The organism is Pseudomonas sp. DWRC2-2 (assembly GCF_049897885.1).
Lineage (GTDB): Bacteria > Pseudomonadota > Gammaproteobacteria > Pseudomonadales > Pseudomonadaceae > Aquipseudomonas > Aquipseudomonas azotoformans_A.
The window spans coordinates 369,351-389,089 of record NZ_JAFCXD010000002.1 but is presented as its reverse complement, the minus strand read 5'-3'; the positions used below and the strand labels follow the sequence as shown (position 1 = coordinate 389,089).

The following is a 19,739-nucleotide window of genomic DNA, read 5'->3' as shown; positions in this document are numbered from 1 at the left end:
GCCTACGACACAAAAGCTGTGCTGTCTCCCCGCCAAGCAGGTATGAGGCGTTGGGTGGGGCGGATTCCGTTCGCGGACGTGAACGGCACGCTGATTCGCAATTACAACCCCGAGAAGATCATCGCGGCGCTGAAATAATCAGCGCACCACGATCATCCGTCCCAATACTGTGTGCTGCTCAAAGCCAAGCACGGCTTGCAAGGCATTCAACACCGCCTGCGGGTCCTTGCTCGGGAAACTGCCGCTGACGCGCTTGGCGCCCATCGCTTCGTTGAGCAACAGAATGCGGCCTGGGTAGTAACGCTCCAGGTCCTTGACCACGTCCGCCAACGGCGCCTTGTAGTAATTGAGCCAACCGTCGCGCCAGGCCAGGCGTGATTCGCTGTCCACCGCGTGCAGAGGGTCAGCAACGCCGTCTACGTAGGCCACTTGCTGTCCCGCCGTAAGAATTTGCTGCGCACCTTGCTTGGACGGCGTCACGCCAACCCGCCCGGACAACACCGTTACCTGAGCGCCTGCCGGTTGCAGGCGTACTTCAAACTGCGTGCCCAGCACGCGCGTTTCACCGCTGCCCGCCCCCACTACAAAGGGCTGCCCGGTGTGGGTCACACTGAAAAAACCGGCCCCGCGACGCAGCTGGATATGCCGTTCGCCATGGTTGAAATCCACGGCAATCGCACTGTCAGCATCGAGGGTGACTTGGGAATTATCCGCCAGCGTGACGGTTTTGACTTCACCCGGCGCGGTCACGTAGTCGGCACCGAAATCATCGACCCAGCGTGACGGCTGCCAGCCGGCGCCCATGGAAACCATCAACAGCAGGCACGCAGCCATCGCCAAGGCGCCGGACCAACGCACGACCCGCGAGCGTTTCGGGGTCTTCATCGCATTGAGGTAGCCCTGCAACACCAACGCCTCTTCGTCGGCCAGCTTGCGCGCTGGCACTTCGCTCAACTCCCACAACACTTGGGCCTGGGAATAGGCCTCGACGTGCGCCGGATCTGCCCGCAACCACTGGCTGAAAGTGGCCTGGTCGCCACTGCTGGGCTGGTCATGCAGCAGGCTCAACCAGGCCAGTGCGGCTTGTTCCTGGGCGGGCGTAGGAGTGACGTTCACGGTGCTTTCCCTGGCGATGGTTCGCGAAGGCTGGCTTTGCAGGCTTCGAGGGCACGCATCATATGTTTTTCCACAGCACTTTGGGACAGGCCCATGGCCTTGGCGATTTCCGCGTACTTGCGACCGTGGATGCGGTTGAGCAGGAAAATCTGCCGCGTACGCTCCGGCAGGCTGCGCAAGGCGGCTTCGACGTGGCGCAGGTCATTGCCGGCTTCCAAGGCCGCCTGGGGTTCAGAACTTTGGTTGTCTTGCTGTTCAGGTAGCCAGCCCTCACTGCTGCGTACCCGCGCGCCTTCGCTGCGCAGGTGGTCGATGGCGATGTTGCCGGCACAGCGCAGCAGGTAGGTGCTGAGTTCTTCGACCTGCACCAACGGCCGGCGCCAGAAACGCAGGAACAGATCCTGCACCAGGTCGGCCGCCGTGGCGCGGCAGCCCACGCGGCGACTCACCAAGGCTTCCATCTGCGAACGCTGGGACAAAAACACCTGCAGGAAATGCGCACGTCCACCCGCCGCATCAGCGTGCGGGCTGTCCTGGGATTCGGGTGGCGTGCTGATCATCATGACGGGCTCAGAAAGTGGCGAAGGCTGCAACGGGGCTGGCGAGCAGACCAATGCCCGCCAGGATCAAGGCCAGCCTTGGCCGGTACGGCAACAACAGCACCAGCAGCAACGCGCTGAGCATCAGCACGGCGCACCACTCCACCAGGCCCCGGCCCCAACCGGCGACATCCACTGCCGGCCAGATCGACACCACCAGCAACAACCAACCGATCACCCGCAAGCCCAGGCGCCGACCGGGCGAAGGTTTGCTGTGCAGCAACTCGCCGTGGTGACGGTCAGTGGACAGGCACAGTGCAGTGAACCCGGCATAGCACATCAGCAGCGCGAGCAGCATTCAGTTCGCCTCCTGCTTCAGCGTCAGGGGGCGTGCGCGCTCTGCTTTAGGCACAGGCGCGGTGCGACGCCGCATCTTCCAGGCGGCCCAGCCGAGAAAAACGCCACTGGCCAGACAGGTCAAGTCGAAGCCAGCCATGGCCCAGTCGCCGGTTGCCAGCGAAACGCCCAGGTGGTGCGATGTCGTCAGCGCATTGAGCAGTGGGACGGCAATAAACAGCAACGCGCCGAAGCTCAGTTGCTCGACCCAGCCCTGGCGACCGCGACGCAGCAGGGCGTGCAACAGGCTCAGCCCCCAGGCGATAAAGAAGGTTTGCACTTCCCAATCGGAACGCTCGGCAAAGCTCACCGGCAATAAACGGTTAGCCCAGAAAAACGCCGCAATGGCGATCATCAGTCCGGACATGCTGGCGATGTTCAACACTTCCACCAAGCGCAACTCAAACGGCATGACCGCAGCCTTGGCATGTTTGATCTGGCGCTTGCCGAGCCAGATCACCAGCCCGGTGCCAATCATCGCCGTGCCCGCCAGGCCGCAGATAAAGTACAACCAGCGCAACACCGGACCGGCGAAGTGGCCCATGTGCAGGCCATAGAAAGTACCGCCGATAGCAGAAGGCAACGACTGCCCGCCACTGACCCGCACCAGCTCGCCGGTGGTGCCGTTGAAGGACACGGTGCTGCCAAAATCATGCACCACGCTGTCGGAACCCGCGCGGAACACATTGACCGAGGCGTTCACATCGCTGGGGTTATTCACGGCGACACGCCCCACATGGCCACCGGCCCATTGCGCCCGCGCTTGCTCGTACATCGGCATCAGCGGCAGCAATGTGCCTGGCTGACCCGTTGCCGGCGCGTTGTTGGTATTCGGGAACACTTCGCTGAAGAACGCTCGGGTATCTCCGCCGTAGGAAGCCAGGATCGGCGCCGGCATCACCATGCTCATAAAGATCACCAGGCTGCTGTAGGTGATCATCAGATGGAAGGGCAACACCAGCACGCCGACCGCGTTGTGCCCATCGAGCCAGGAGCGCTGGCCCTTGCGGGGGCGGAAGGTGAAGAAGTCCTTGAAGATTTTCTTGTGGGTGATGATGCCGGTGATCAAGGCGATGAACATCACCATTGCGGCGATGGTCGACAGCCAGCGGCCCCAGGGATGGGGCATTTGCAACTGGAAATGGAAACGATAGAAGAATTCGCCGCCCATGCTTTCACGGGCTTGCACGGCCTGGCCGGTGACGGGGTCGAGGGTTTTCTGGATGAAGTTGCCGCGTTTGCCGGGGTCGACCTTGTCTTGCCACATCACCGACAGGCCGGGGTCGCGGCTGTCCGGCAGGGTGATAAACCAGCGTGCAGCGGTCGGCGCGACTTGCTGCAGATAGGTCTGGGCGACCGTCAGGCTACGCGCGTCGTCCAGGGGGCGGGCCTGCACTTCAGGCTGCATCCAATGGCTGATCTCATCCTTGAAATACGCCAAGGTGCCCGTCAGGAAAATCGCAAACAGCAGCCAGCCAAAGATCAGCCCTGCCCACGTGTGCAACCAGGCCATGGCCTGGCGGAAGCCCTCTTTCATGTGCGTGCCATCCAGAAGCCCACACCCGCCAGGGTGGCAAATACCGCGCTCGGCAGCATCACGCCAAACCAGGCGCGCGCGGCGCTGCGGCAGGCGAAACACCAGAGCACCGCCAGCAGGTAGAACACGAAAGAACTCATCATCCCAGTGATTACCGCATCGGCGCGGGACGTCGGCATCCACAGCGCCAGGCAGATGCTGGCCAGGGAAGCCATCAAATAGCCACCCACCACGGCAGCCAGCACGCGCGAGGTAACGGCGAGGCGATAGGAGACAGGCAGCGAGGTTTTGCTTTTCATGCGGGAGGCGCCAGGTTCATCAGGCCGCAATATTAATGATAAATATTCTCATAAGCAAAACAGAACGGATGAAAGACCTGCCCTGACGGATTGCCGAAGCCCGTCGCGGGCCCTACAATGCGAACAATTCTTGTTCTCTAAAGCATGGCGATGCTTGTGGAGTGTTCGCGTTGAGCCCGTCCAATACCGTCGAAGTGTTGTACAACGACCATCACCACTGGCTCACCGGCTGGTTGCGACGCAAGCTCGGCTGCCCGGAAAGCGCTGCCGACCTGGCCCAGGACACCTTCATCCGTGTGCTCACCGCGCGGGAAACACCCACGCTGATCGAACCCCGCGCGTTCCTCACCACAGTCGCCAAGCGTGTGCTCTTCAACTTCTACCGCCGCCAGGATCTGGAGCGCGCCTACCTCGACGCCTTGGCGCAGATGCCCGAGCACGTGGCACCGTCGGAAGAAGAACGCGCAATCATCCTGCAAACCCTGGTTGAATTGGACCAACTGCTCGACGGCCTGCCCGTCCAGGTCAAACGTGCGTTCCTGCTGGCCCAACTCGATGGCCTGACCTACGCGCAAATCGGCGCGGAACTGGGCATTTCCATCGCCACCGTCAAACGCCACCTGAGCAAAGCGGCCATGCGCTGCTACTTCGCCCTATGAACTTCTCCACCCAAGTCGCCGAACAAGCCGTGCATTGGTTGATGGAAATGCAGCAAGGCGCGCTCAACCCACGCCAGCAAGCCGCGTGGCAACAGTGGTTGAACGCCCACAGCGAACACCAGCGCGCCTGGGACCACATGCAGCGCGTCAACCAGCGCCTGCGCGGCATGCCCTCGCCCCTGGCCCATGCGGCGTTGAATGCGCCAACTTCCACCAGCCGTCGCCAGGCGTTGAAGTTGCTGTTGATCCTCGGCGCCGGTTCCGCTGCCGCCTGGAGCCTGCGCCAGCAACATATCCTGCCGCCGCTGACCGCCGACTATCGCAGCCCCGTTGGCCAGCGACGCAAGGTGCAATTGGCCGATGGCAGTCAGTTGCAGCTCAACACCGGCACCGCGGTGGATGTGCATTTCGACGGCCAGCAACGGCTGATCCGCCTGCTTGAAGGTGAGATCCTGCTGACCGGTATCGCGGGCAGCACCCCGTTGCAGGTGCTGACCGGCCAGGGCCTGCTCACTAGCCAGACGGCGCGTTTTAATGTGCGGCAGTTCAACGATCACACCCAACTGGCGGTATTCGACGGACAAGTCGACGTGATGCCCAACACCTACACCGGCCTGCCGCTGAGCGTCCAAGCCGCGCACCAGGTCAACTTCACCCGCAAAGGCTGGGACACCCCGCGCCCCACCGACGCCAACAGCCGCGCTTGGGCCGACGGGATGCTGGTTGCTGCCCACATGCGCCTGGAAGATTTCCTCGGCGAACTCGGCCGTTATCGCCGTGGCCAAGTCAATTGCGACCCACAGGTAGCCAACCTGCTGATCTCCGGCAGCTACCCGCTGGACGACAGCGAGCGCATTCTCGACCTGCTGGAAGTGAGCCTGCCGGTGAAGGTGCGGCGCTTTACCCGCTACTGGGTGACCGTGCAGGCACGCGCCTGAAATTAATTCAAGAAATAGTGAGCCGTTTTCCACCCCTCGCGTGACAGAGAAGGAAAGCCACCTTGATCCTTCCTTCTCAGGACCGCCCTTCATGCCCCAGCAACCGACGCTTCTTGCCCGCACCGTGCGCCAACTCCTACTCGGCGCCAGCCTCAGTCTGACTGTGCTGCCCCCGGTGATGGCGGCCGACGCCAAGCCCTATCACATCGCCCCGACGTCGCTGGAAGCAGCACTGAACCAGTTTGGCCGCGAAGCCGGCGTGTTGATCTCCTTCGGTTCCGAAGTGACGGCGGGTATGCAGAGCCGTGGTTTGTCCGGCAACTACGGCGCTGCGGACGGCCTGCAAAAATTGCTGGAAGGCACCGGCCTGCAAGCCCGTGCCGAAGGCGACAATGCCTACAGCCTGCAACCGACCACGGCACCGGCCAGCATTGAGTTGGGCACCTCCAGCGTGGTCGGCGACTGGCTGGGCGACGCAGCGCAGACCAATGTGTTCGAACACCCCGGCGCCCGCGATGTGATCCGCCGTGAAGAATTCGAACGCCAGGGCGCCACCCAGGCCAAGGACGTGCTCAACCGCATTCCCGGCGTCAACGCCCCGGACAACAACGGCACCGGCAGCCACGACATGGCACTGAACTTCGGCATTCGTGGCCTCAACCCACGCCTGGCGTCGCGCTCCACGGTGCTGATGGATGGCATTCCGGTGCCGTTCGCGCCCTACGGCCAGCCGCAGCTTTCCTTTGCGCCGATCAGCATGGGCAACATGGACGCGGTCGACGTAGTGCGCGGCGGCGGTGCGGTGCGCTACGGCCCGCAGAACGTGGGCGGCGTGGTCAACTTCGTGACCCGCGCGATCCCGGATGCACCGACGGTCAAAGGCGGCTTGCAGACCGAAACCAGCCCATCTTCCAGCCACGACGGCTTCAAGACCACCGGCAACTTGCTGGCCGGCGGTACGGCTGACAACGGCCTGGGCGGCGCGATTCTGTACTCCGGCACCCGTGGCGGCGACTGGCGCGAAAACAGCAATACGCGTATCGACGACCTGATCCTCAAGGGCAAATACCAACTGGATGACGCCAACAGCTTCAACGCCATGGCGCAGTACTACGAAGGCCAGGCCGATATGCCGGGGGGCTTGAACGTCGCGGACTACAAAGCGGATCCCTATCAGTCCACCCGCCCCTACGACAAATTCTGGGGCCGCCGTACGATGTTCAACGTCGGCTATCGCTATGAGCAGGATCGCCGCGAGTTCACCGTGAACAGCTTCTTCACCAAGACCTTGCGCAGCGGTTACCTGGACCAGGGCACGTTCCTTTCGCTGTCCCCGCGCGAATACTGGGTACGTGGCATCGAGACCCGCTTCGCCCAAGGCTTTGACCTGGGGCCGACCAGCCATGAAGTCGGCGTCGGTTACCGCTACATCAACGAGGCCGGTCACGAACTGCGTTACCGCACGCCGATCGCTGCCAACCAGCAGATCCCCACCACCGACAGCCGCAACGACCGCGACACCCGTGGCGGCACCGAAGCCAATGCGTTCTTCATTGATGACCGGATCGATATCGGCAAGTGGACCATCACGCCGGGCGTTCGCTACGAGATGATCGAGTCCCAGCAGACCAACAACCTGACCAACGTCAAATACAAAGGCGACTACAACACCGCGCTGCCGGCACTGAACGTGCTGTACCACCTCAGCGACAGCTGGAACCTCTACGCCAACACCGAAGGTTCGTTCGGCAGCGTGCAGTACAGCCAGATGCCGAACCGCGTGACCAGCGGCGAAGTGAAACCGGAAAAAGCCCGTACCTGGGAACTCGGTACCCGCTACGACGACGGCACCTTGCGTGCGGAAATCGGTGCGTTCCTGATCAACTTCGACAACCAGTACGAAAGCAACCAGACCAACGACTCGGTGATTGCCCGTGGCGAAACCCGCCACCAGGGTATCGAGACCAGCGTCAACTACGCGCTCGACGGTTTGAGCCCGGCCCTGGCTGGCTTCGATGTGTACGCCACTTACGCCTACGTCGACGCGACCATCCGCGAAGACGGCCCGAACAAAGGTAATCGCGTGCCCTTCTCGTCCAAGCACAAAGGCACCCTTGGCGTGGGTTACACCGAAGGCCGCTGGAAACTCAACCTGGACAGCAGCTACCAGAGCAGCCAGTTCGCCGACAACGCCAACACCGAGAAGGAAACCGCCAACGGCGCCAACGGACGCATCCCTGGCTACATGTTGTTCAGTAGCCGCGCGGCGTATGACTTCGGCCCGCAACTGTCGGATTTGAATGTGGCAGTGGGTGTGAAAAACATCTTCAACACCCAGTATTTCACCCGCTCGTTCGACGATAACAACAAGGGTAAATACGTCGGCGAACCCCGCACGGTCTACGTGCAGACCTCCATTGCGTTCTAACGCCACCCAAACGAAAACGGGCCTGCAAATGCAGGCCCGTTTTTAGTGGAGCGTGAGAAAGCTATCAGCCGTTGAACACGGCGCGTTCTTTTTCCAGAAACTCCTGCTCAAGCTCATCTTCGTTGACTTTGGTGGTCGGCTGGTTTTTCCCGGCAGCGCGTGGCTTGCCTTGCAGTTTGCCGAACAGATGTTCCAACGCATGGTCCAGCTTGGTCGCCGCACCGTCGATCGCCTGTTCCAGGGTATCGGCTTTGTGCAGCACGGACAGCGGTTGATGGCCTTTTGGCCGCGCTTCCAGGCGGCAACTTAAATCGTGGGGACCGGGCTTATCACCGTTCTCATCCCGCAGGTAGACCTCCACTCGGGTCAGGTCTTCTTCGTAACGTTCGAGCGTGCTCTCAATGGTCGTACGTACCCACTCCTCCAGTCGGATGCTGCTTTCAATATGGTTATCGCTATTGACTTGGATTTGCATAGTTCTTCCCTTATTTCAGCTAGCTCGCGAGAGGTCACAACTGCAACACCGGGTCGGTGAAACCATGACCTCTTGATTATACAATTGAGCAGTCAGCAGAACAATTCAACCCCTTTGCAAAGATAAATCCCACATTACAAATTAAGTCTGACTACGAGCAAAAACGCTGTTAGGGTGGGGAGTTAGTTACATCTTCTTACGGCCCGCCAACCTCACAATTGCCCCTCTCCCAACGGGTGCAATCCACGGAAAATCCCTGCTTCCTCAACCAGCCAATCGTGCACCGCGCGTACGCCCGGATGGCTCAGTGCGCCTGGCGCATAGAGCAACACGTAACGTTTGTGGTTAGGCACGGCCAAGCCGAAGGGCACGATCAAGGTGCCGCGCTCCAGCTCATCGTTGAGCAAGGTGCGCCGCGCAATGGCCACGCCCATGCCGGCGATGGCGGCTTCGATGGTCAGGTGGTTGCGGTTGAAGGTATGGCCACGGCGCACGTCGGCGTCGTGATAGCCGATAGCGTTAAGGTAAAACTCCCACTCAGCGTACTCATAACTCCCACGCCAGGCGGTGATGTCATGCAGCAGTGGGAAATGCACCAGGTCGGCGGGACCATGCAGCGGTGGCCGGCCGCGCAGCAGGCTCGGGGCGCAAACGGGGAAAATCTGTTCGTCCAGCAGGGCTGTGGATAACAGGCCAGGGTAGCTGCCGTCGTTCAAGTCAATGGCCAGGTCGAAGTCGCCCTCATGCAGGGCGATGCTGCTGTCCTCTGCGACCATGCGCAGCTGGATATCCGGGAAGCGCTGCTGCAAACGCGGTAACCGAGGGGTCAGCCACTTGCCGAGAAACGACGGTATCGAGCGCAGGCGCAGGGTGCCGCTGATCATCCCCGCGTCCAGGCGCTGCAACTCTGCGTCGATGCTGCCGTAGGCCTCCCCTACCGTTGTCGCCAATCGCTGCCCTTCGGCACTCAGCTCCACCCCACGCGCGCGCCGATGAAACAAGCGGAAACCCAATCGCTCCTCCAACTGGCGGATCTGCTGGCTCACTGCACCCGGCGTGATGTGCAGTTCCTCGGCACAGCGGGTGAACGACAAATGCCGCGCAGCACAGGAAAACACGTGCAACCAGACGTAAGTCTGGCCATGAAGGGGCCGGGTCATAGCGTTTAGTCCTGCTAAAGGGTGTCTTAGGATAATTCGTTGGTCAGTGCCGTTCCAGAGGCTCAGTATCGCGCCAATTCCGCTCGCTCTACAAAACATGGCAGCGATTTCTACTCCATTGCTTGTAAGGCTTTAGCATGGCTATCAGTGTTTTCGATCTATTCAAAGTGGGCATCGGCCCTTCCAGCTCCCACACCGTCGGCCCAATGCGGGCGGCGGCGACCTTTGCCCAAGCCCTGATCGATCAACACCTGCTGAGCGACACCCGTCGTGTAGAAGTACGCCTATATGGCTCGCTGTCCGCCACCGGCGTCGGCCACGCCACCGACCGCGCCTGCGTGATGGGCCTGATGGGCGAATGGCCAGACCGGGTCGACCCCACCTCGATCAATGCACGTATCCAGCAACTGCGCGAATCCGGCCGCCTGCTTCTCGCAGGTCAGCAGGACATTGCCTTCAACTGGAAGCACGATCTCCTACTGCTGGACGAAAGCCTGCCCTACCACCCCAACGCCATGTCCCTGCACGCCTACGGCGAAAACGGCCTGCTGAGCGAGCAGACCTATTACTCGGTGGGCGGCGGTTTCATTATCGAAGCGGCGGAAGCGGCCTCGGGCATTGCGCCGACCAGCGATGTGCAATTGCCCTACGACTTTTCCAGCGCCGTGGAACTGCTGGCCTTGTGCAACAAGCACGGCCTGCGGGTATCCGAACTGATGATGGCCAACGAACGCGCCTGGCGCAGCGACGAAGACATCCGCAGTGGCCTGTTGCACATCTGGTCGGTGATGCGTGAATGCGTGGAACAAGGCCTGCGCGATGAAGGCATCTTGCCGGGCGGTCTTGACGTACCGCGCCGCGCCGCGAAATTGCATCGCAGCCTGTTGGAAATCGGCAAGCCGAATGTCATCACCTCGACCTTGTCGGCCATGGAGTGGGTCAACCTGTTCGCCCTCGCCGTCAACGAAGAAAACGCGGCCGGTGGGCGCATGGTCACTGCACCGACCAACGGCGCGGCAGGAATCATCCCGGCGGTGCTGCATTACTACATGAAGTTCAACGCCGACGCGTCTGACGACGATGTGGTCAATTTCTTTCTGGCCGCGGCCGCCGTCGGCATCCTCTGCAAGAAAAACGCCTCGATCTCCGGCGCCGAAGTGGGCTGCCAGGGCGAGGTGGGTTCAGCCTGCGCCATGGCTGCAGCAGGGCTTGCCGATATTTTGGGTGCTACTCCGGAGCAACTGGAAAACGCCGCCGAAATCGGCCTGGAACACAACCTCGGCCTTACCTGCGACCCGGTCGGCGGCCTGGTACAGGTGCCGTGCATCGAGCGCAATGCCATCGCAGCGGTCAAGGCGATCAACGCGACGCAAATGGCCCTGCGCGGTGACGGCAAACACTTCATTTCCCTCGACCGGGTGATCCGCACCATGCGTGATACCGGCGCCGACATGCATGACAAATACAAAGAAACTTCACGGGGCGGCCTGGCCGTGAGCTGGGTGGAGTGCTGAGGAGCATTCCCTGATCGCCCCAACGTGAGCCCGCGCAAAAATAATAACGAGGCAATACCGATGACCGATGTACGTACACCTGCCGTAGAAAATCCCACTGCCGAAACAACCGTGACCACCGGCTGGACCAAACACGACACCACCTGGATGCTGGGCCTCTACGGCACCGCCATCGGCGCCGGCACGTTGTTCCTGCCGATCAATGCCGGCGTCGGCGGCTTCTGGCCGTTGATCGTGCTGGCCCTGCTGGCCTTCCCGATGACCTTCTTCGCCCACCGTGGGCTGACGCGCTTTGTGCTGTCAGGCAAATCCGGTGACATCACCGAAGTGGTCGAGGAACACTTCGGTGTCGGTGCGGGCAAGCTGATCACCCTGCTGTATTTCTTTGCCATCTTCCCGATCCTGCTGGTGTACAGCGTGGCGCTGACCAACACCCTGAGCAGTTTCATGGAACACCAACTGCACATGGCCCCGCCCCCTCGGGCGATCCTGTCGCTGGTGCTGATCCTCGGCCTGATGGCCATCGTACGATGCGGCCAGGGCGTGATCGTCAAGGCCATGAGCGTGCTGGTGTATCCGTTCGTCGCCGCCCTGTTGTTGCTGGCCTTCAGCCTGATCCCCAACTGGAATGGCGCCTTCTTCGCCTCCGCCGCGGATGGCATGCCCATGCCGCTGTTCTTCAAGACCCTATGGCTGGCGATTCCGGTGATGGTGTTTTCCTTCAACCATTCGCCGATCATCTCCGCCTTCGCCGTCGACCAGAAACGCGTGTACGGCGCCCAGGCCGAGCGCAAAAGCAGCGGCATACTGGCCACGGCCCACGGCATGATGGTGCTGACCGTGATGTTCTTCTGCTTCAGCTGTGTACTGGCACTGTCGCCAGCCGACCTGGCAGCGGCCAAGGCCCAGAACATCTCGATCCTGTCCTACCTGGCCAACCACTTCCAGACGCCAGTAATCGCCTATGCCGCGCCGTTGATTGCGCTGGTAGCTATCACCAAATCCTTCCTCGGCCACTACATCGGCGCCAGCGAGGGTTTCCAGGGCCTGATCGTCAAATCCCTGCGCGGGCGCAATCGCTCGATGTCGGCCAAATGGCTGGAACGCTGCACCGCACTGTTCATGGTGCTGACCTGCTGGGCCGTGGCTACCTTCAACCCGAGCATCCTGGGCATGATTGAAACCATGGGCGGGCCGATCATCGCGTGCCTGCTGTTCCTGATGCCGATGTACGCCATTCGCCGCGTGCCATCTCTGCGCCAGTATTCGGGCCAGGTGTCGAATGTGTTTGTAGTGGTGATCGGGTTGATTGCGCTGTCTGCGATCGTTTTCTCGGTACTGCCCTGAAATAGATCACCCAACAAAAAGGCGAACCTCGGTTCGCCTTTTTTTGTCCCGCAATAACGGCTCGGCGCCTTATGCGGCACGGCCTTTGCTGTACAGCTGTAGAGGGAAACGGACCTTGTGAAAACCTCAGCGACGGAGTGGCCGATGGTCAGGAGACGCGAACTAATCCCGACACCGGTCGTCAATGACTGCATGTTCTTATCAGGCGGTACGCACCATGGACAATCCTTTTCAGATCATCACCGACACCTTCACCCCTGAATACCGCGTCAACTTGAGCATCCAACGGCTGGACGGCAGCATCATGCTGACCCTTTCCAACGAACAAGGCGTAGTGGCCAAGCGCATGATCAGCGCCGAACAGCGCAATGATCCCAAGCGGCTGAAACGCCTGGTGCAAAGCATTCAATTCGGTATCGCCATCGAGCAGGGCCATAGCGCCATGGAGATCCTGGCGGTGATGACGGATGGCGATCACAAAGTCCTGCATCGACCGCCGACCCGCGCCCTGCCGTTCAGCGTCGGGCTTTAAAGCTCGCCCTTCTCGGTCTCCAGGCTCGCCTCGCCCTTGCGGCGCGGGCCTTCGACCTTCACCGACGGGAAGGCCGACGAGGCGTAGCGCACCACCAGAATCGCGAACGCCAACAGCAGAATCCCACCGCATAGGTAGATGATTCCCACGTCCGGCGGATTGTGGTGTGACACGTTGGAGATCAGCAGGCGCGTCAGCGCGGTGATCGCCACGTAGATCAGGAAGCGCACCGGCATGTGGTTGGTCTTGAAGTAAATCCCGACCATCGCACCCAACTCCAAGTAGATGAACAACAGCAAGATGTCATCGATCTTGATGTGCCCGTTCTCCAACATCCCCAGAAACTCCATCACCGCCGCCCAGGCCGTCACCGCACCAATGGCGAACAGCGCCAGGTAGTGGAACGACTCGACAAACAGATTCCCCAGGGACTCGGCCAGCCCGTGCACTTGCTGGCGTAGCCTTTCGGCCCAATTGATCTTCACGATGATGCTTCCTTGGGTCGACTCGACCGGATAATGCGGGTTGGACGTGACGGTTGTTCTGCATGCAGAAAAAAGGCCAGGGGCAGGTATAAGATGATGGCGGGGTGACATGAGGCACTCCAAACCTGTATTTACGGACTACATTAAAAAACTGCTATCCAAATCCGGTGGTTTGGCTTAACCTTTTTACTGTATATAAATACAGCATTCCAGCAACACCCGAACACAAGGGCTACTCCCCTTCACTACTGCACCCTGATGACGAGGCCAAAAAATGGCTGTTGAAACCCTGTATCGCAGTACCCGCGACTTGGAGACTACATTCGTGGATCGCAAACTTGCCGACGCACACGACCAGATGCTTGAACTGGCAGAGTCTCTGATGGATGTCCTGTTGAAAAACGTGGAAGGCTTGACTGAAAAGCAGGCAGAGGACGCCGGTATTTTCATGGCCAAGAACCGCGCCGCCTTTGCAGCAGCATTCAAGAACAACGCCAGCGCCCTGGCCGAGATCGGGCAGCCGGAGGCGGAGTAAGGGGAACGGCCCGCCGCCGTTGATTCAGGGTGAACCAACGGGTTCAGGCAGACCGGCGGCTCAAGGTTTTACCGAAGGCTGTTTGCGCCTTAGGCCTGCCACAAGGTTTTACCGAAGAAGGTCAACGTGCGGTCCCACGCCAGTTGCGACCAAGCGGCGTCGTATTGCGTGTCGGGGATACGGCCATGGCCGATCGCCGTTTCGTTGGCAAAGGCATGGCGCGCCAGGTAGCGATAAAACGTCGCGTCCACGCCTGCCGCGTGCAGCGTTGACTCCAGCTCCGCGACGGTTTCGATATTGAAAAAAGCATCCTGCGTGCCCCAATGGCCAATCAACGGTGCTTTGATTTTTGCTGCATCCAGATATTCAAGCGGCGGGAAGCCATACCAGACCACACCCGCCGCCAGCTCCGGAATGGCATTGAGCGCCAATAGCGTCAACGCCCCGCCCATGCAGTAGCCGGTCACGCCCACTTTTTGCGAGTCGGCCTGCAGGTAACGCACCGCGCCTGTGATGTCCTGGGACACCGCATCGCCAAAATCCAGGCTGTCCATCAGGTGATGGGCTTCTTCCTCTTCCACGGTCGAGGCGCCGCGATAAAGGTCCGGCACCAGCACCCGATAACCGCATTCGGCCAGGCGGATGGCCACGCCCTTGATCTGCTCGTTAAGCCCCCACCACTCTTGAATCAATACGATGGCCGGCGCCCCTTCCAGCTCAGCCGGGCTGGCCAGGTAGCCGTTGACTTCGGCACCGTCTGGACGCTTGTAGGTTACAGAATGCGCTGTTGCTTGATTGGACATGAAGACTCTCCGCGGCAAGTAGGAAAACGATGGCGGGCAAGCACCAAAAAGCGCCCGCCCTCAGAACCCTATCAGGATTTTCAAGCTGAAAAACCTTCCTCTTCCCTCGTTATGTACCACTGTGTATTAGCGCACCCGCGCGACATATTCGGGATACAAAACACCGGTCTACTGGGCCTGCCTGAACCTTCACTGATCAATACACCGTGACCGAAGGTTCAATCACATAGGACCCGGAGAATAAAAATGCACGAATCAAAACCGGTTGATCGCCTGATCGTCAACACCTATACCAACGGCCTCATCGGCCCCAGCCAGAAGATGCTCGGCCCACTCGCCGATGGCGGCACCCTCATCACCGGTACGCCACCGGGGTGTTGGGGCCCGATGATCACGCCTGCGTTTGAGGGCGGCCATGAGGTGACTCAACCCGTATTCATCGCCGGCGCCGAAGTCGGTGACGCCGTGGCCTTGAAGATCAAACGCATGCGCGTGACGTCGCTGGCCACTTCGTCAGGCGTCATGCGCTTTGTTGAGGGGCGTTATCACGGCGATCCCTTTGTCGCCAAGTTCTGCTCCAACTGTGGGCAAGAACATCCCGCCAGCCATGTCGAGGGGATCGGCGCCGACGCCATTCGTTGCAACGCTTGCGGGGCGGAGGTCAGCGCGTTTCGGTTCAGCCATGGCTACGTCATCGTGTTCGATGCCGAGCATCAGGTGAGCCTGACCGTGAACCAGGCGGTAGCCGACCGCCTCGCCGGCCAGGCACCGGATATGGCGGCGTTGCCGGAGATGTCCGCGCAACACTCGATTCTCTCCCTGGCCCGCGCCGATCTCCCCGGCCTTGCCGCGCACATGCGGCCTTTCCTGGGCAATATCGGCACCACGCCTTCACGGGATCTGCCGGATTCCCATAACTGTGCCGACTTCGGCCAGTACCTCGTCGGCGCGCCCCACCGCTACGGCATGACCCATGACCAACTGCATGCGGCGAAAACCGACGGGCATATGGACACCAACTCCGTACGCGAAGGTTGTGTGCTGATTTGCCCGGTGAGAGTCCCCGGCGCCGGGGTGTACATGGGCGATATGCACGCCCAGCAAGGCAATGGCGAAATTGCCGGGCATGCCACAGACGTATCGGGTGAAACCGAACTGACCGCCCATGTGATCAAGGGGTTGGCCCTCGACGGCCCGATCCTGCTGCAAAACCTTGATGACTTGCCGCCCATGGCTCGTCCGATGACTGCCGAGCAACGGCTGCACGTCAAGGCATTGGGCGAGCGCTGGGGGCAGTTCGAGATCGAAGACAACGGGCCCATTACCTTTATTGGCAGCGGCGCCGACCTCAACCTCGCGACGGAAAACGGCCTGGAGCGCGCGGCGGCGGTCACGGGCCTGTCGATGGACGAGGTGCGCAACCGCGCAACGCTTAACGGCTCGATTGAAATCAGTCGGCTGCCAGGGACCGTTCGCGTCACGATTCTGTGCCCAATGCACATTCTGGATCGCATGGGGGTCGGCTCACTGGTACGTGAGAAGTATCAACTCTGATCGGTGTATCAGCGATACAGCAAGCGCTCGGCCAGCTCATCCGCCACCCGTGCGGGTGAGCGTTTTTCCGCCTGGGCGTGGGCGAAGATCTCGGTGAGGCGCGTGCCGATGTTGGACAGGTGCGCGGTGATGGTCGGTAGTTCCGCCCCGCCGTGCTTGAGGGCGACGTAGATCAGGCCGCCGGAGTTGATCACATAGTCGGGCGCGTAAAGGATGCCGCGCCCTTCCAGTTGGTCGGCCACTTGCAAGTTGGTCAATTGCGCACTGGCCGAACCGGCGACGGCGGCGCAGCGTAACTGGCCGACGCTCTGGCGGTTGAACACGGCGCCGAGACCGCAGGGCGCGAGGATGTCGCATGGCGTGCTCAGTAACGCGTCGTTGGCGATGGGGTGTGCGCCCAATTGTTCCATGGCCAGTTGCACCTTGCCGTGGTCGATGTCGCTTACCAGCAATTCCGCACCGGCAGCGTGCAGTTGTTCAGCCAGTGCGTAGCCGACATTACCCAGGCCTTGGATCGCCACACGCAAGCCTTCAAGGTTATCGCTGCCCAGGCGCGCCATCGCGGTGGTGCGAATGCCGGCGAACACACCCATCGCCGCATGGGGCGATGGGTCGCCTGCGGCGGTGGTGCTGGTGACGTAACGGGTGTGCTGGGCGATGCAATCCATGTCGGCCACCGAAGTGCCGCTGTCGGTGGCGGTGATGTAGCGGCCGTCGAGTTGTTCGATGCAACGGCCAAAGGCTTCAAACAATGCGGCACGGCTTTCCACGTGGCCGGGGCGCAGGATCACGGCGGTGCCACCGCCCACCGGCAAACCGGCCAGGGCCGCCTTGTAGCTCATGCCCTGGGCCAGGCGCGCGGAATCGGCCACGGCACTTTCGTCGTCGGGGTAGGAAAGGTAGCGACAGCCGCCGAGAGCAGGCCCCAGGCGGCTGTTATGAATGGCGATGACCGCCTTCAGCCCGGTGGCCGGGTCAATGCTCAAGTGCAGCGATTCAAGGCGGGTGCTGTGCATGAGAGCAAACATCGTCAAGCTCCCGAATCACTTCTGGTAGTGGGCCAAGTATAGGCTTGCGGCAGAAAAATGCCGGACCAGGCTGGAATAAGCCGTCCGATTTCGCAGGTCTTGCGACATAAGCACGCAGGATATTTTCCAAGCCACTGGACGAAAATTCCCAGCAAGGCTAAAACGGGAGCATCCGCCGGAGAATGCAATGAATCCCCGCAAAGCCTTTTTCGCCTGCCTGGAACGCTCCCCACCCGCGCTGTTTGAAGCGGCGTTGTGGATTGCTGCCGAGCACGACCCGGCCGTGAAGCCCTTGCAGATCCTGCAGGAACTGACCTTGCTGCAACAACAGGTCAGCCTGGGCATGCCGCTGCTGCCGGCGGATGAACTGGGCCAGCCGCTGTTGCGGCGCTTGAATGACCTGGGGTTTGCTCAGGATGAATTCACGCCCCTGCGCCCCGCCGCCGCCCTGTTGGACAAGGTCTTGCAGCGCAAACGCGGACAACCCCTGGCCATGGGCCTGATTGCCCTTGAGCTGGCGCGGCGCCTGGAGATTCCCATGGTTGGCGTGAATTTCCCCGGCCATTTCCTGTTGCGCGTGCCCGGCGCCGATCATCTGCTGGACCCCTGCGGCGGTCGACGGTTGTACCCCAACGATTGCCGCGACCTGTTGCAGCGCCAATACGGCCCCAACCTCAAGTTGCAGGCCGATCATCTGCACACCGCCGATCCGCGTTCGATCCTGCAACGGTTGTCCCGCAACCTGCGCCAACTGCACCTTTCCAACGACGTTCCGCTCCAGGCCTTGATCGACGCCGAACGCGTGCTGGAACTGGGCAACGCCAGCGCCGCCGATTACCTCGCAAGGGCCAGCCTGTATCAGCGCCTGGACTGCCCCAACGCCGAACGCTTCGACCTGGAACACGCGCTGATGCTCAGCGAAGACCCGATCCAACGCCTGCGCCTGACCGAACGCCTGGGCCACCTGCCGCCCAATTCAGTGGTGCATTAAGCCTGCGGTGTCTTGAGAATATCGCCCGGCAGCGGACTCTTCGGCGCCTCGGTTCCAGGCGAACGCACCTGAATAATCAACAACGCTGCGATCACCGCCGGTATCGCGCAGAAGAAGAAAATCTGCTGCACCGGAATATGCATCGCCAGCAACATACTGCCAAACAACGGCCCCAGGATTGAACCAAAACGCCCCACGCCCAACGCCCATCCCGTTCCGGTGGCGCGCACGTGCGCCGGGTAGAAGTTACTGGCGAAGGCATTAAGGGTCAGTTGACCACCGATGATGCAAAACCCGGCCGCAAATACGCAGGCCACCAGATAGCGCGGGTTGTCATGGTTGAGGCCGAGCAGAAGGGTGCACGCCGCAGCCGCGGCCAGTACGCAGGACAAAAGGCGCACTTTGCTTTTCAAGCGGTCGGCGAACCAGGCCATACCAATGGCGCCCACAGTGCCGGCGAACAGGAACATCGAGGTCACCAGGTTGGCTTCTTTCAACGCCAAGCCACTTTCCAGCAGCAGCGACGGCAACCAGCTGATCATGAAATACAGCAGGATCAGGCTGACAAAAAACGTCGCCCAGATCAGCAGCGTCGGGCGTGCGTAGCCATTGCGGAACAACTCCACCACCGTCAGCTTGCTGCCCTGTTCCTGCTGGTTTTCGGCCTCGCTCGCCGGCGGCGGTTGCCAGTCCGGCAGCATGCGTGAGGTCACCTTCTTCAGCCGCGCATAGGGCGGTGCATCACGCAGCAAACGCGGCAGTGACTCTGGCAGCAGCCACACCAGAAACGGGAACAACAGCAATGGCGTCACGCCGCCCGCCAGAAACACCGCCTGCCAGCCGAAGCCTTCGATAAACCCTGCCGCCACAAAACCACCCGCTGCGCCACCGAACGAGAAGCCACACGCCGCCAGGGTCACCATCAACGTACGCAGGCGCGGCGGCGAATATTCCGACATCAACGCCATTGCGCTGGGCATCGCGCCGCCCATGCCGATGCCGCAGATAAACCGCGCGGCCATCAGCGTGTTCAGCGAATTGGCGAATACCATCAGCACCGTCAGCGTGGCGTAGATCAGTACGCAGCCAAGCAGGATGCGGCGCACGCCGAACCGATCCGCCAGCGGCGTCACCAGCAACGAGCCCAAGGTCAGCCCCAGCAGGTTGGCGCTGAACACCGGGCCAAATGCAGCCTTCTCCAACCCCCAATCCTGAGCCAGCGCCGGCACCACGTAACCCAGCACCTGGGCGTCATAGCCGTCGGTCACCAGCAGCAGCGCCAGCAACAGGAGAATCAGCCACTGATAGCGCGACACCGGACGGGCGTCGAGTGCCGCGCGAAAGCTGGCAATCTGATTGTGCATCGCAAGTACCTGTTTTTTTATTTTTATGGAACAGCAAGC

General features: G+C 61.1%; 20 protein-coding genes and 1 pseudogene. 10 read left to right on the top strand and 11 right to left on the bottom strand.

Annotated features, from left to right (window positions below):
- Positions 1–41: 41 nt before the first annotated feature.
- Positions 42–138: pseudogene (locus ACP7EW_RS10340) on the top strand (glutaredoxin family protein); the annotation flags it as partial.
- Here ACP7EW_RS10340 and ACP7EW_RS10335 read toward each other — a convergent pair.
- The 5 genes from ACP7EW_RS10335 to ACP7EW_RS10315 are packed head-to-tail and all read right to left on the bottom strand — an operon-like array spanning position 139 to position 3,887.
- The gene (locus tag ACP7EW_RS10335; RefSeq protein ID WP_426216848.1) at positions 139–1,116 is read right to left on the bottom strand and encodes a FecR family protein; all 978 of its coding nucleotides are present in this window, start codon (positions 1,114–1,116) and stop codon (positions 139–141) included.
- Complete coding sequence (locus tag ACP7EW_RS10330; RefSeq protein WP_177111678.1) at positions 1,113–1,679, bottom strand: RNA polymerase sigma factor; 567 nt, start codon at positions 1,677–1,679, stop codon at positions 1,113–1,115. The genes ACP7EW_RS10335 and ACP7EW_RS10330 overlap by 4 nt, the downstream gene beginning before the upstream one ends.
- A gap of 7 nt (positions 1,680–1,686) precedes the next feature.
- Positions 1,687–2,013 (bottom strand): DUF3325 domain-containing protein, encoded by a 327-nt coding sequence (locus ACP7EW_RS10325; protein ID WP_426216846.1) that lies wholly within the window; start codon positions 2,011–2,013, stop codon positions 1,687–1,689.
- Positions 2,014–3,588, bottom strand: a complete 1,575-nt coding sequence (locus ACP7EW_RS10320; protein WP_426216844.1) for a PepSY-associated TM helix domain-containing protein — start codon at positions 3,586–3,588, stop codon at positions 2,014–2,016.
- Positions 3,585–3,887 (bottom strand): DUF3649 domain-containing protein, encoded by a 303-nt coding sequence (locus ACP7EW_RS10315; protein ID WP_025999879.1) that lies wholly within the window; start codon positions 3,885–3,887, stop codon positions 3,585–3,587. The genes ACP7EW_RS10320 and ACP7EW_RS10315 overlap by 4 nt, the downstream gene beginning before the upstream one ends.
- A 170-nt stretch (positions 3,888–4,057) precedes the next feature.
- On the opposite strand from ACP7EW_RS10315, the gene ACP7EW_RS10310 reads away from it, so the two are divergent.
- The 3 genes from ACP7EW_RS10310 (at position 4,058) to fecA (ending at position 7,912) form a co-directional block, all read left to right on the top strand.
- Positions 4,058–4,546 (top strand): sigma-70 family RNA polymerase sigma factor, encoded by a 489-nt coding sequence (locus ACP7EW_RS10310; protein ID WP_028618974.1) that lies wholly within the window; start codon positions 4,058–4,060, stop codon positions 4,544–4,546.
- Positions 4,543–5,484, top strand: coding sequence for a FecR domain-containing protein (locus ACP7EW_RS10305; protein WP_426216842.1), 942 nt, complete (start codon positions 4,543–4,545; stop codon positions 5,482–5,484). Before ACP7EW_RS10310 ends, ACP7EW_RS10305 begins: the two co-directional genes overlap by 4 nt.
- Before the next feature lie 91 nt (positions 5,485–5,575).
- Positions 5,576–7,912 carry a TonB-dependent Fe(3+) dicitrate receptor FecA gene (fecA, locus tag ACP7EW_RS10300; RefSeq protein ID WP_426216840.1) on the top strand — a complete coding sequence of 779 codons (2,337 nt, stop codon included), beginning with the start codon at positions 5,576–5,578 and terminating at the stop codon, positions 7,910–7,912.
- Positions 7,913–7,976: 64 nt separating this feature from the next.
- Here the strand turns inward: fecA and ACP7EW_RS10295 are convergent, their stop codons facing one another.
- Both ACP7EW_RS10295 and ACP7EW_RS10290 read right to left on the bottom strand, forming a co-directional pair.
- Positions 7,977–8,387 (bottom strand): HPF/RaiA family ribosome-associated protein, encoded by a 411-nt coding sequence (locus ACP7EW_RS10295; protein WP_016978251.1) that lies wholly within the window; start codon positions 8,385–8,387, stop codon positions 7,977–7,979.
- A gap of 212 nt (positions 8,388–8,599) precedes the next feature.
- Positions 8,600–9,547: a LysR substrate-binding domain-containing protein gene (locus ACP7EW_RS10290; RefSeq protein WP_012722379.1), complete on the bottom strand. Its 948-nt coding sequence runs from the start codon at positions 9,545–9,547 to the stop codon at positions 8,600–8,602.
- Positions 9,548–9,684: 137 nt separating this feature from the next.
- On the opposite strand from ACP7EW_RS10290, the gene ACP7EW_RS10285 reads away from it, so the two are divergent.
- From ACP7EW_RS10285 to ACP7EW_RS10275, 3 genes are all read left to right on the top strand, one after another.
- Positions 9,685–11,061 (top strand): L-serine ammonia-lyase, encoded by a 1,377-nt coding sequence (locus ACP7EW_RS10285; protein WP_177050090.1) that lies wholly within the window; start codon positions 9,685–9,687, stop codon positions 11,059–11,061.
- A 60-nt stretch (positions 11,062–11,121) separates the two neighbouring features.
- Positions 11,122–12,408, top strand: a complete 1,287-nt coding sequence (locus ACP7EW_RS10280; protein WP_426216838.1) for a serine/threonine transporter — start codon at positions 11,122–11,124, stop codon at positions 12,406–12,408.
- Between the two features lie 217 nt (positions 12,409–12,625).
- A complete protein-coding gene (locus ACP7EW_RS10275) occupies positions 12,626–12,940 on the top strand; it encodes a DUF3509 domain-containing protein (RefSeq protein ID WP_016978247.1) in 315 nt (104 codons plus the stop codon).
- Here the strand turns inward: ACP7EW_RS10275 and ACP7EW_RS10270 are convergent.
- Positions 12,937–13,425: a phosphate-starvation-inducible protein PsiE gene (locus tag ACP7EW_RS10270; protein ID WP_016978246.1), complete on the bottom strand. Its 489-nt coding sequence runs from the start codon at positions 13,423–13,425 to the stop codon at positions 12,937–12,939. The genes ACP7EW_RS10275 and ACP7EW_RS10270 overlap by 4 nt on opposite strands.
- Positions 13,426–13,699: 274 nt before the next feature.
- Here ACP7EW_RS10270 and ACP7EW_RS10265 point away from each other — a divergent pair, with 274 nt between their 5' ends.
- Positions 13,700–13,960 carry a YebG family protein gene (locus ACP7EW_RS10265; protein ID WP_016978245.1) on the top strand — a complete coding sequence of 87 codons (261 nt, stop codon included), beginning with the start codon at positions 13,700–13,702 and terminating at the stop codon, positions 13,958–13,960.
- An 89-nt stretch (positions 13,961–14,049) separates the two neighbouring features.
- Here ACP7EW_RS10265 and ACP7EW_RS10260 read toward each other — a convergent pair whose 3' ends face one another.
- The gene (locus ACP7EW_RS10260; protein WP_426216836.1) at positions 14,050–14,763 is read right to left on the bottom strand and encodes a dienelactone hydrolase family protein; all 714 of its coding nucleotides are present in this window, start codon (positions 14,761–14,763) and stop codon (positions 14,050–14,052) included.
- 246 nt (positions 14,764–15,009) lie between these two features.
- Between ACP7EW_RS10260 and ACP7EW_RS10255 the strand changes: the two genes are divergently transcribed.
- Positions 15,010–16,317 (top strand): acetamidase/formamidase family protein, encoded by a 1,308-nt coding sequence (locus tag ACP7EW_RS10255; protein ID WP_426216834.1) that lies wholly within the window; start codon positions 15,010–15,012, stop codon positions 16,315–16,317.
- Positions 16,318–16,325: 8 nt separating this feature from the next.
- Here ACP7EW_RS10255 and ACP7EW_RS10250 read toward each other — a convergent pair whose 3' ends face one another.
- Positions 16,326–17,345 carry a Leu/Phe/Val dehydrogenase gene (locus tag ACP7EW_RS10250; protein WP_426216832.1) on the bottom strand — a complete coding sequence of 340 codons (1,020 nt, stop codon included), beginning with the start codon at positions 17,343–17,345 and terminating at the stop codon, positions 16,326–16,328.
- Positions 17,346–17,532: 187 nt separating this feature from the next.
- On the opposite strand from ACP7EW_RS10250, the gene ACP7EW_RS10245 reads away from it, so the two are divergent.
- Entirely contained in the window at positions 17,533–18,336 is an 804-nt protein-coding gene (locus ACP7EW_RS10245; protein ID WP_033902475.1) for a SirB1 family protein, read from the top strand.
- Here ACP7EW_RS10245 and ACP7EW_RS10240 read toward each other — a convergent pair.
- Positions 18,333–19,700 (bottom strand): MFS transporter, encoded by a 1,368-nt coding sequence (locus ACP7EW_RS10240; RefSeq protein WP_426216830.1) that lies wholly within the window; start codon positions 19,698–19,700, stop codon positions 18,333–18,335. The genes ACP7EW_RS10245 and ACP7EW_RS10240 overlap by 4 nt on opposite strands.
- Positions 19,701–19,739: the final 39 nt, after the last annotated feature.

What these genes read in the sequence shown, in the direction of transcription:
- ACP7EW_RS10265 (WP_016978245.1), top strand. Translation starts at nt 13,700, where the DNA reads ATGGCTGTTGAAACCCTGTATCGCAGTACCCGCGACTTGGAGACTACA.
- ACP7EW_RS10315 (WP_025999879.1), bottom strand. Translation starts at nt 3,887, where the DNA reads ATGAAAAGCAAAACCTCGCTGCCTGTCTCCTATCGCCTCGCCGTTACC.
- fecA (WP_426216840.1), top strand. Translation starts at nt 5,576, where the DNA reads ATGCCCCAGCAACCGACGCTTCTTGCCCGCACCGTGCGCCAACTCCTA.
- ACP7EW_RS10330 (WP_177111678.1), bottom strand. Translation starts at nt 1,679, where the DNA reads ATGATGATCAGCACGCCACCCGAATCCCAGGACAGCCCGCACGCTGAT.
- ACP7EW_RS10320 (WP_426216844.1), bottom strand. Translation starts at nt 3,588, where the DNA reads ATGAAAGAGGGCTTCCGCCAGGCCATGGCCTGGTTGCACACGTGGGCA.
- ACP7EW_RS10290 (WP_012722379.1), bottom strand. Translation starts at nt 9,547, where the DNA reads ATGACCCGGCCCCTTCATGGCCAGACTTACGTCTGGTTGCACGTGTTT.
- ACP7EW_RS10255 (WP_426216834.1), top strand. Translation starts at nt 15,010, where the DNA reads ATGCACGAATCAAAACCGGTTGATCGCCTGATCGTCAACACCTATACC.
- ACP7EW_RS10240 (WP_426216830.1), bottom strand. Translation starts at nt 19,700, where the DNA reads ATGCACAATCAGATTGCCAGCTTTCGCGCGGCACTCGACGCCCGTCCG.
- ACP7EW_RS10245 (WP_033902475.1), top strand. Translation starts at nt 17,533, where the DNA reads ATGAATCCCCGCAAAGCCTTTTTCGCCTGCCTGGAACGCTCCCCACCC.
- ACP7EW_RS10260 (WP_426216836.1), bottom strand. Translation starts at nt 14,763, where the DNA reads ATGTCCAATCAAGCAACAGCGCATTCTGTAACCTACAAGCGTCCAGAC.
- ACP7EW_RS10275 (WP_016978247.1), top strand. Translation starts at nt 12,626, where the DNA reads ATGGACAATCCTTTTCAGATCATCACCGACACCTTCACCCCTGAATAC.
- ACP7EW_RS10280 (WP_426216838.1), top strand. Translation starts at nt 11,122, where the DNA reads ATGACCGATGTACGTACACCTGCCGTAGAAAATCCCACTGCCGAAACA.
- ACP7EW_RS10295 (WP_016978251.1), bottom strand. Translation starts at nt 8,387, where the DNA reads ATGCAAATCCAAGTCAATAGCGATAACCATATTGAAAGCAGCATCCGA.
- ACP7EW_RS10305 (WP_426216842.1), top strand. Translation starts at nt 4,543, where the DNA reads ATGAACTTCTCCACCCAAGTCGCCGAACAAGCCGTGCATTGGTTGATG.
- ACP7EW_RS10325 (WP_426216846.1), bottom strand. Translation starts at nt 2,013, where the DNA reads ATGCTGCTCGCGCTGCTGATGTGCTATGCCGGGTTCACTGCACTGTGC.
- ACP7EW_RS10250 (WP_426216832.1), bottom strand. Translation starts at nt 17,345, where the DNA reads ATGTTTGCTCTCATGCACAGCACCCGCCTTGAATCGCTGCACTTGAGC.
- ACP7EW_RS10285 (WP_177050090.1), top strand. Translation starts at nt 9,685, where the DNA reads ATGGCTATCAGTGTTTTCGATCTATTCAAAGTGGGCATCGGCCCTTCC.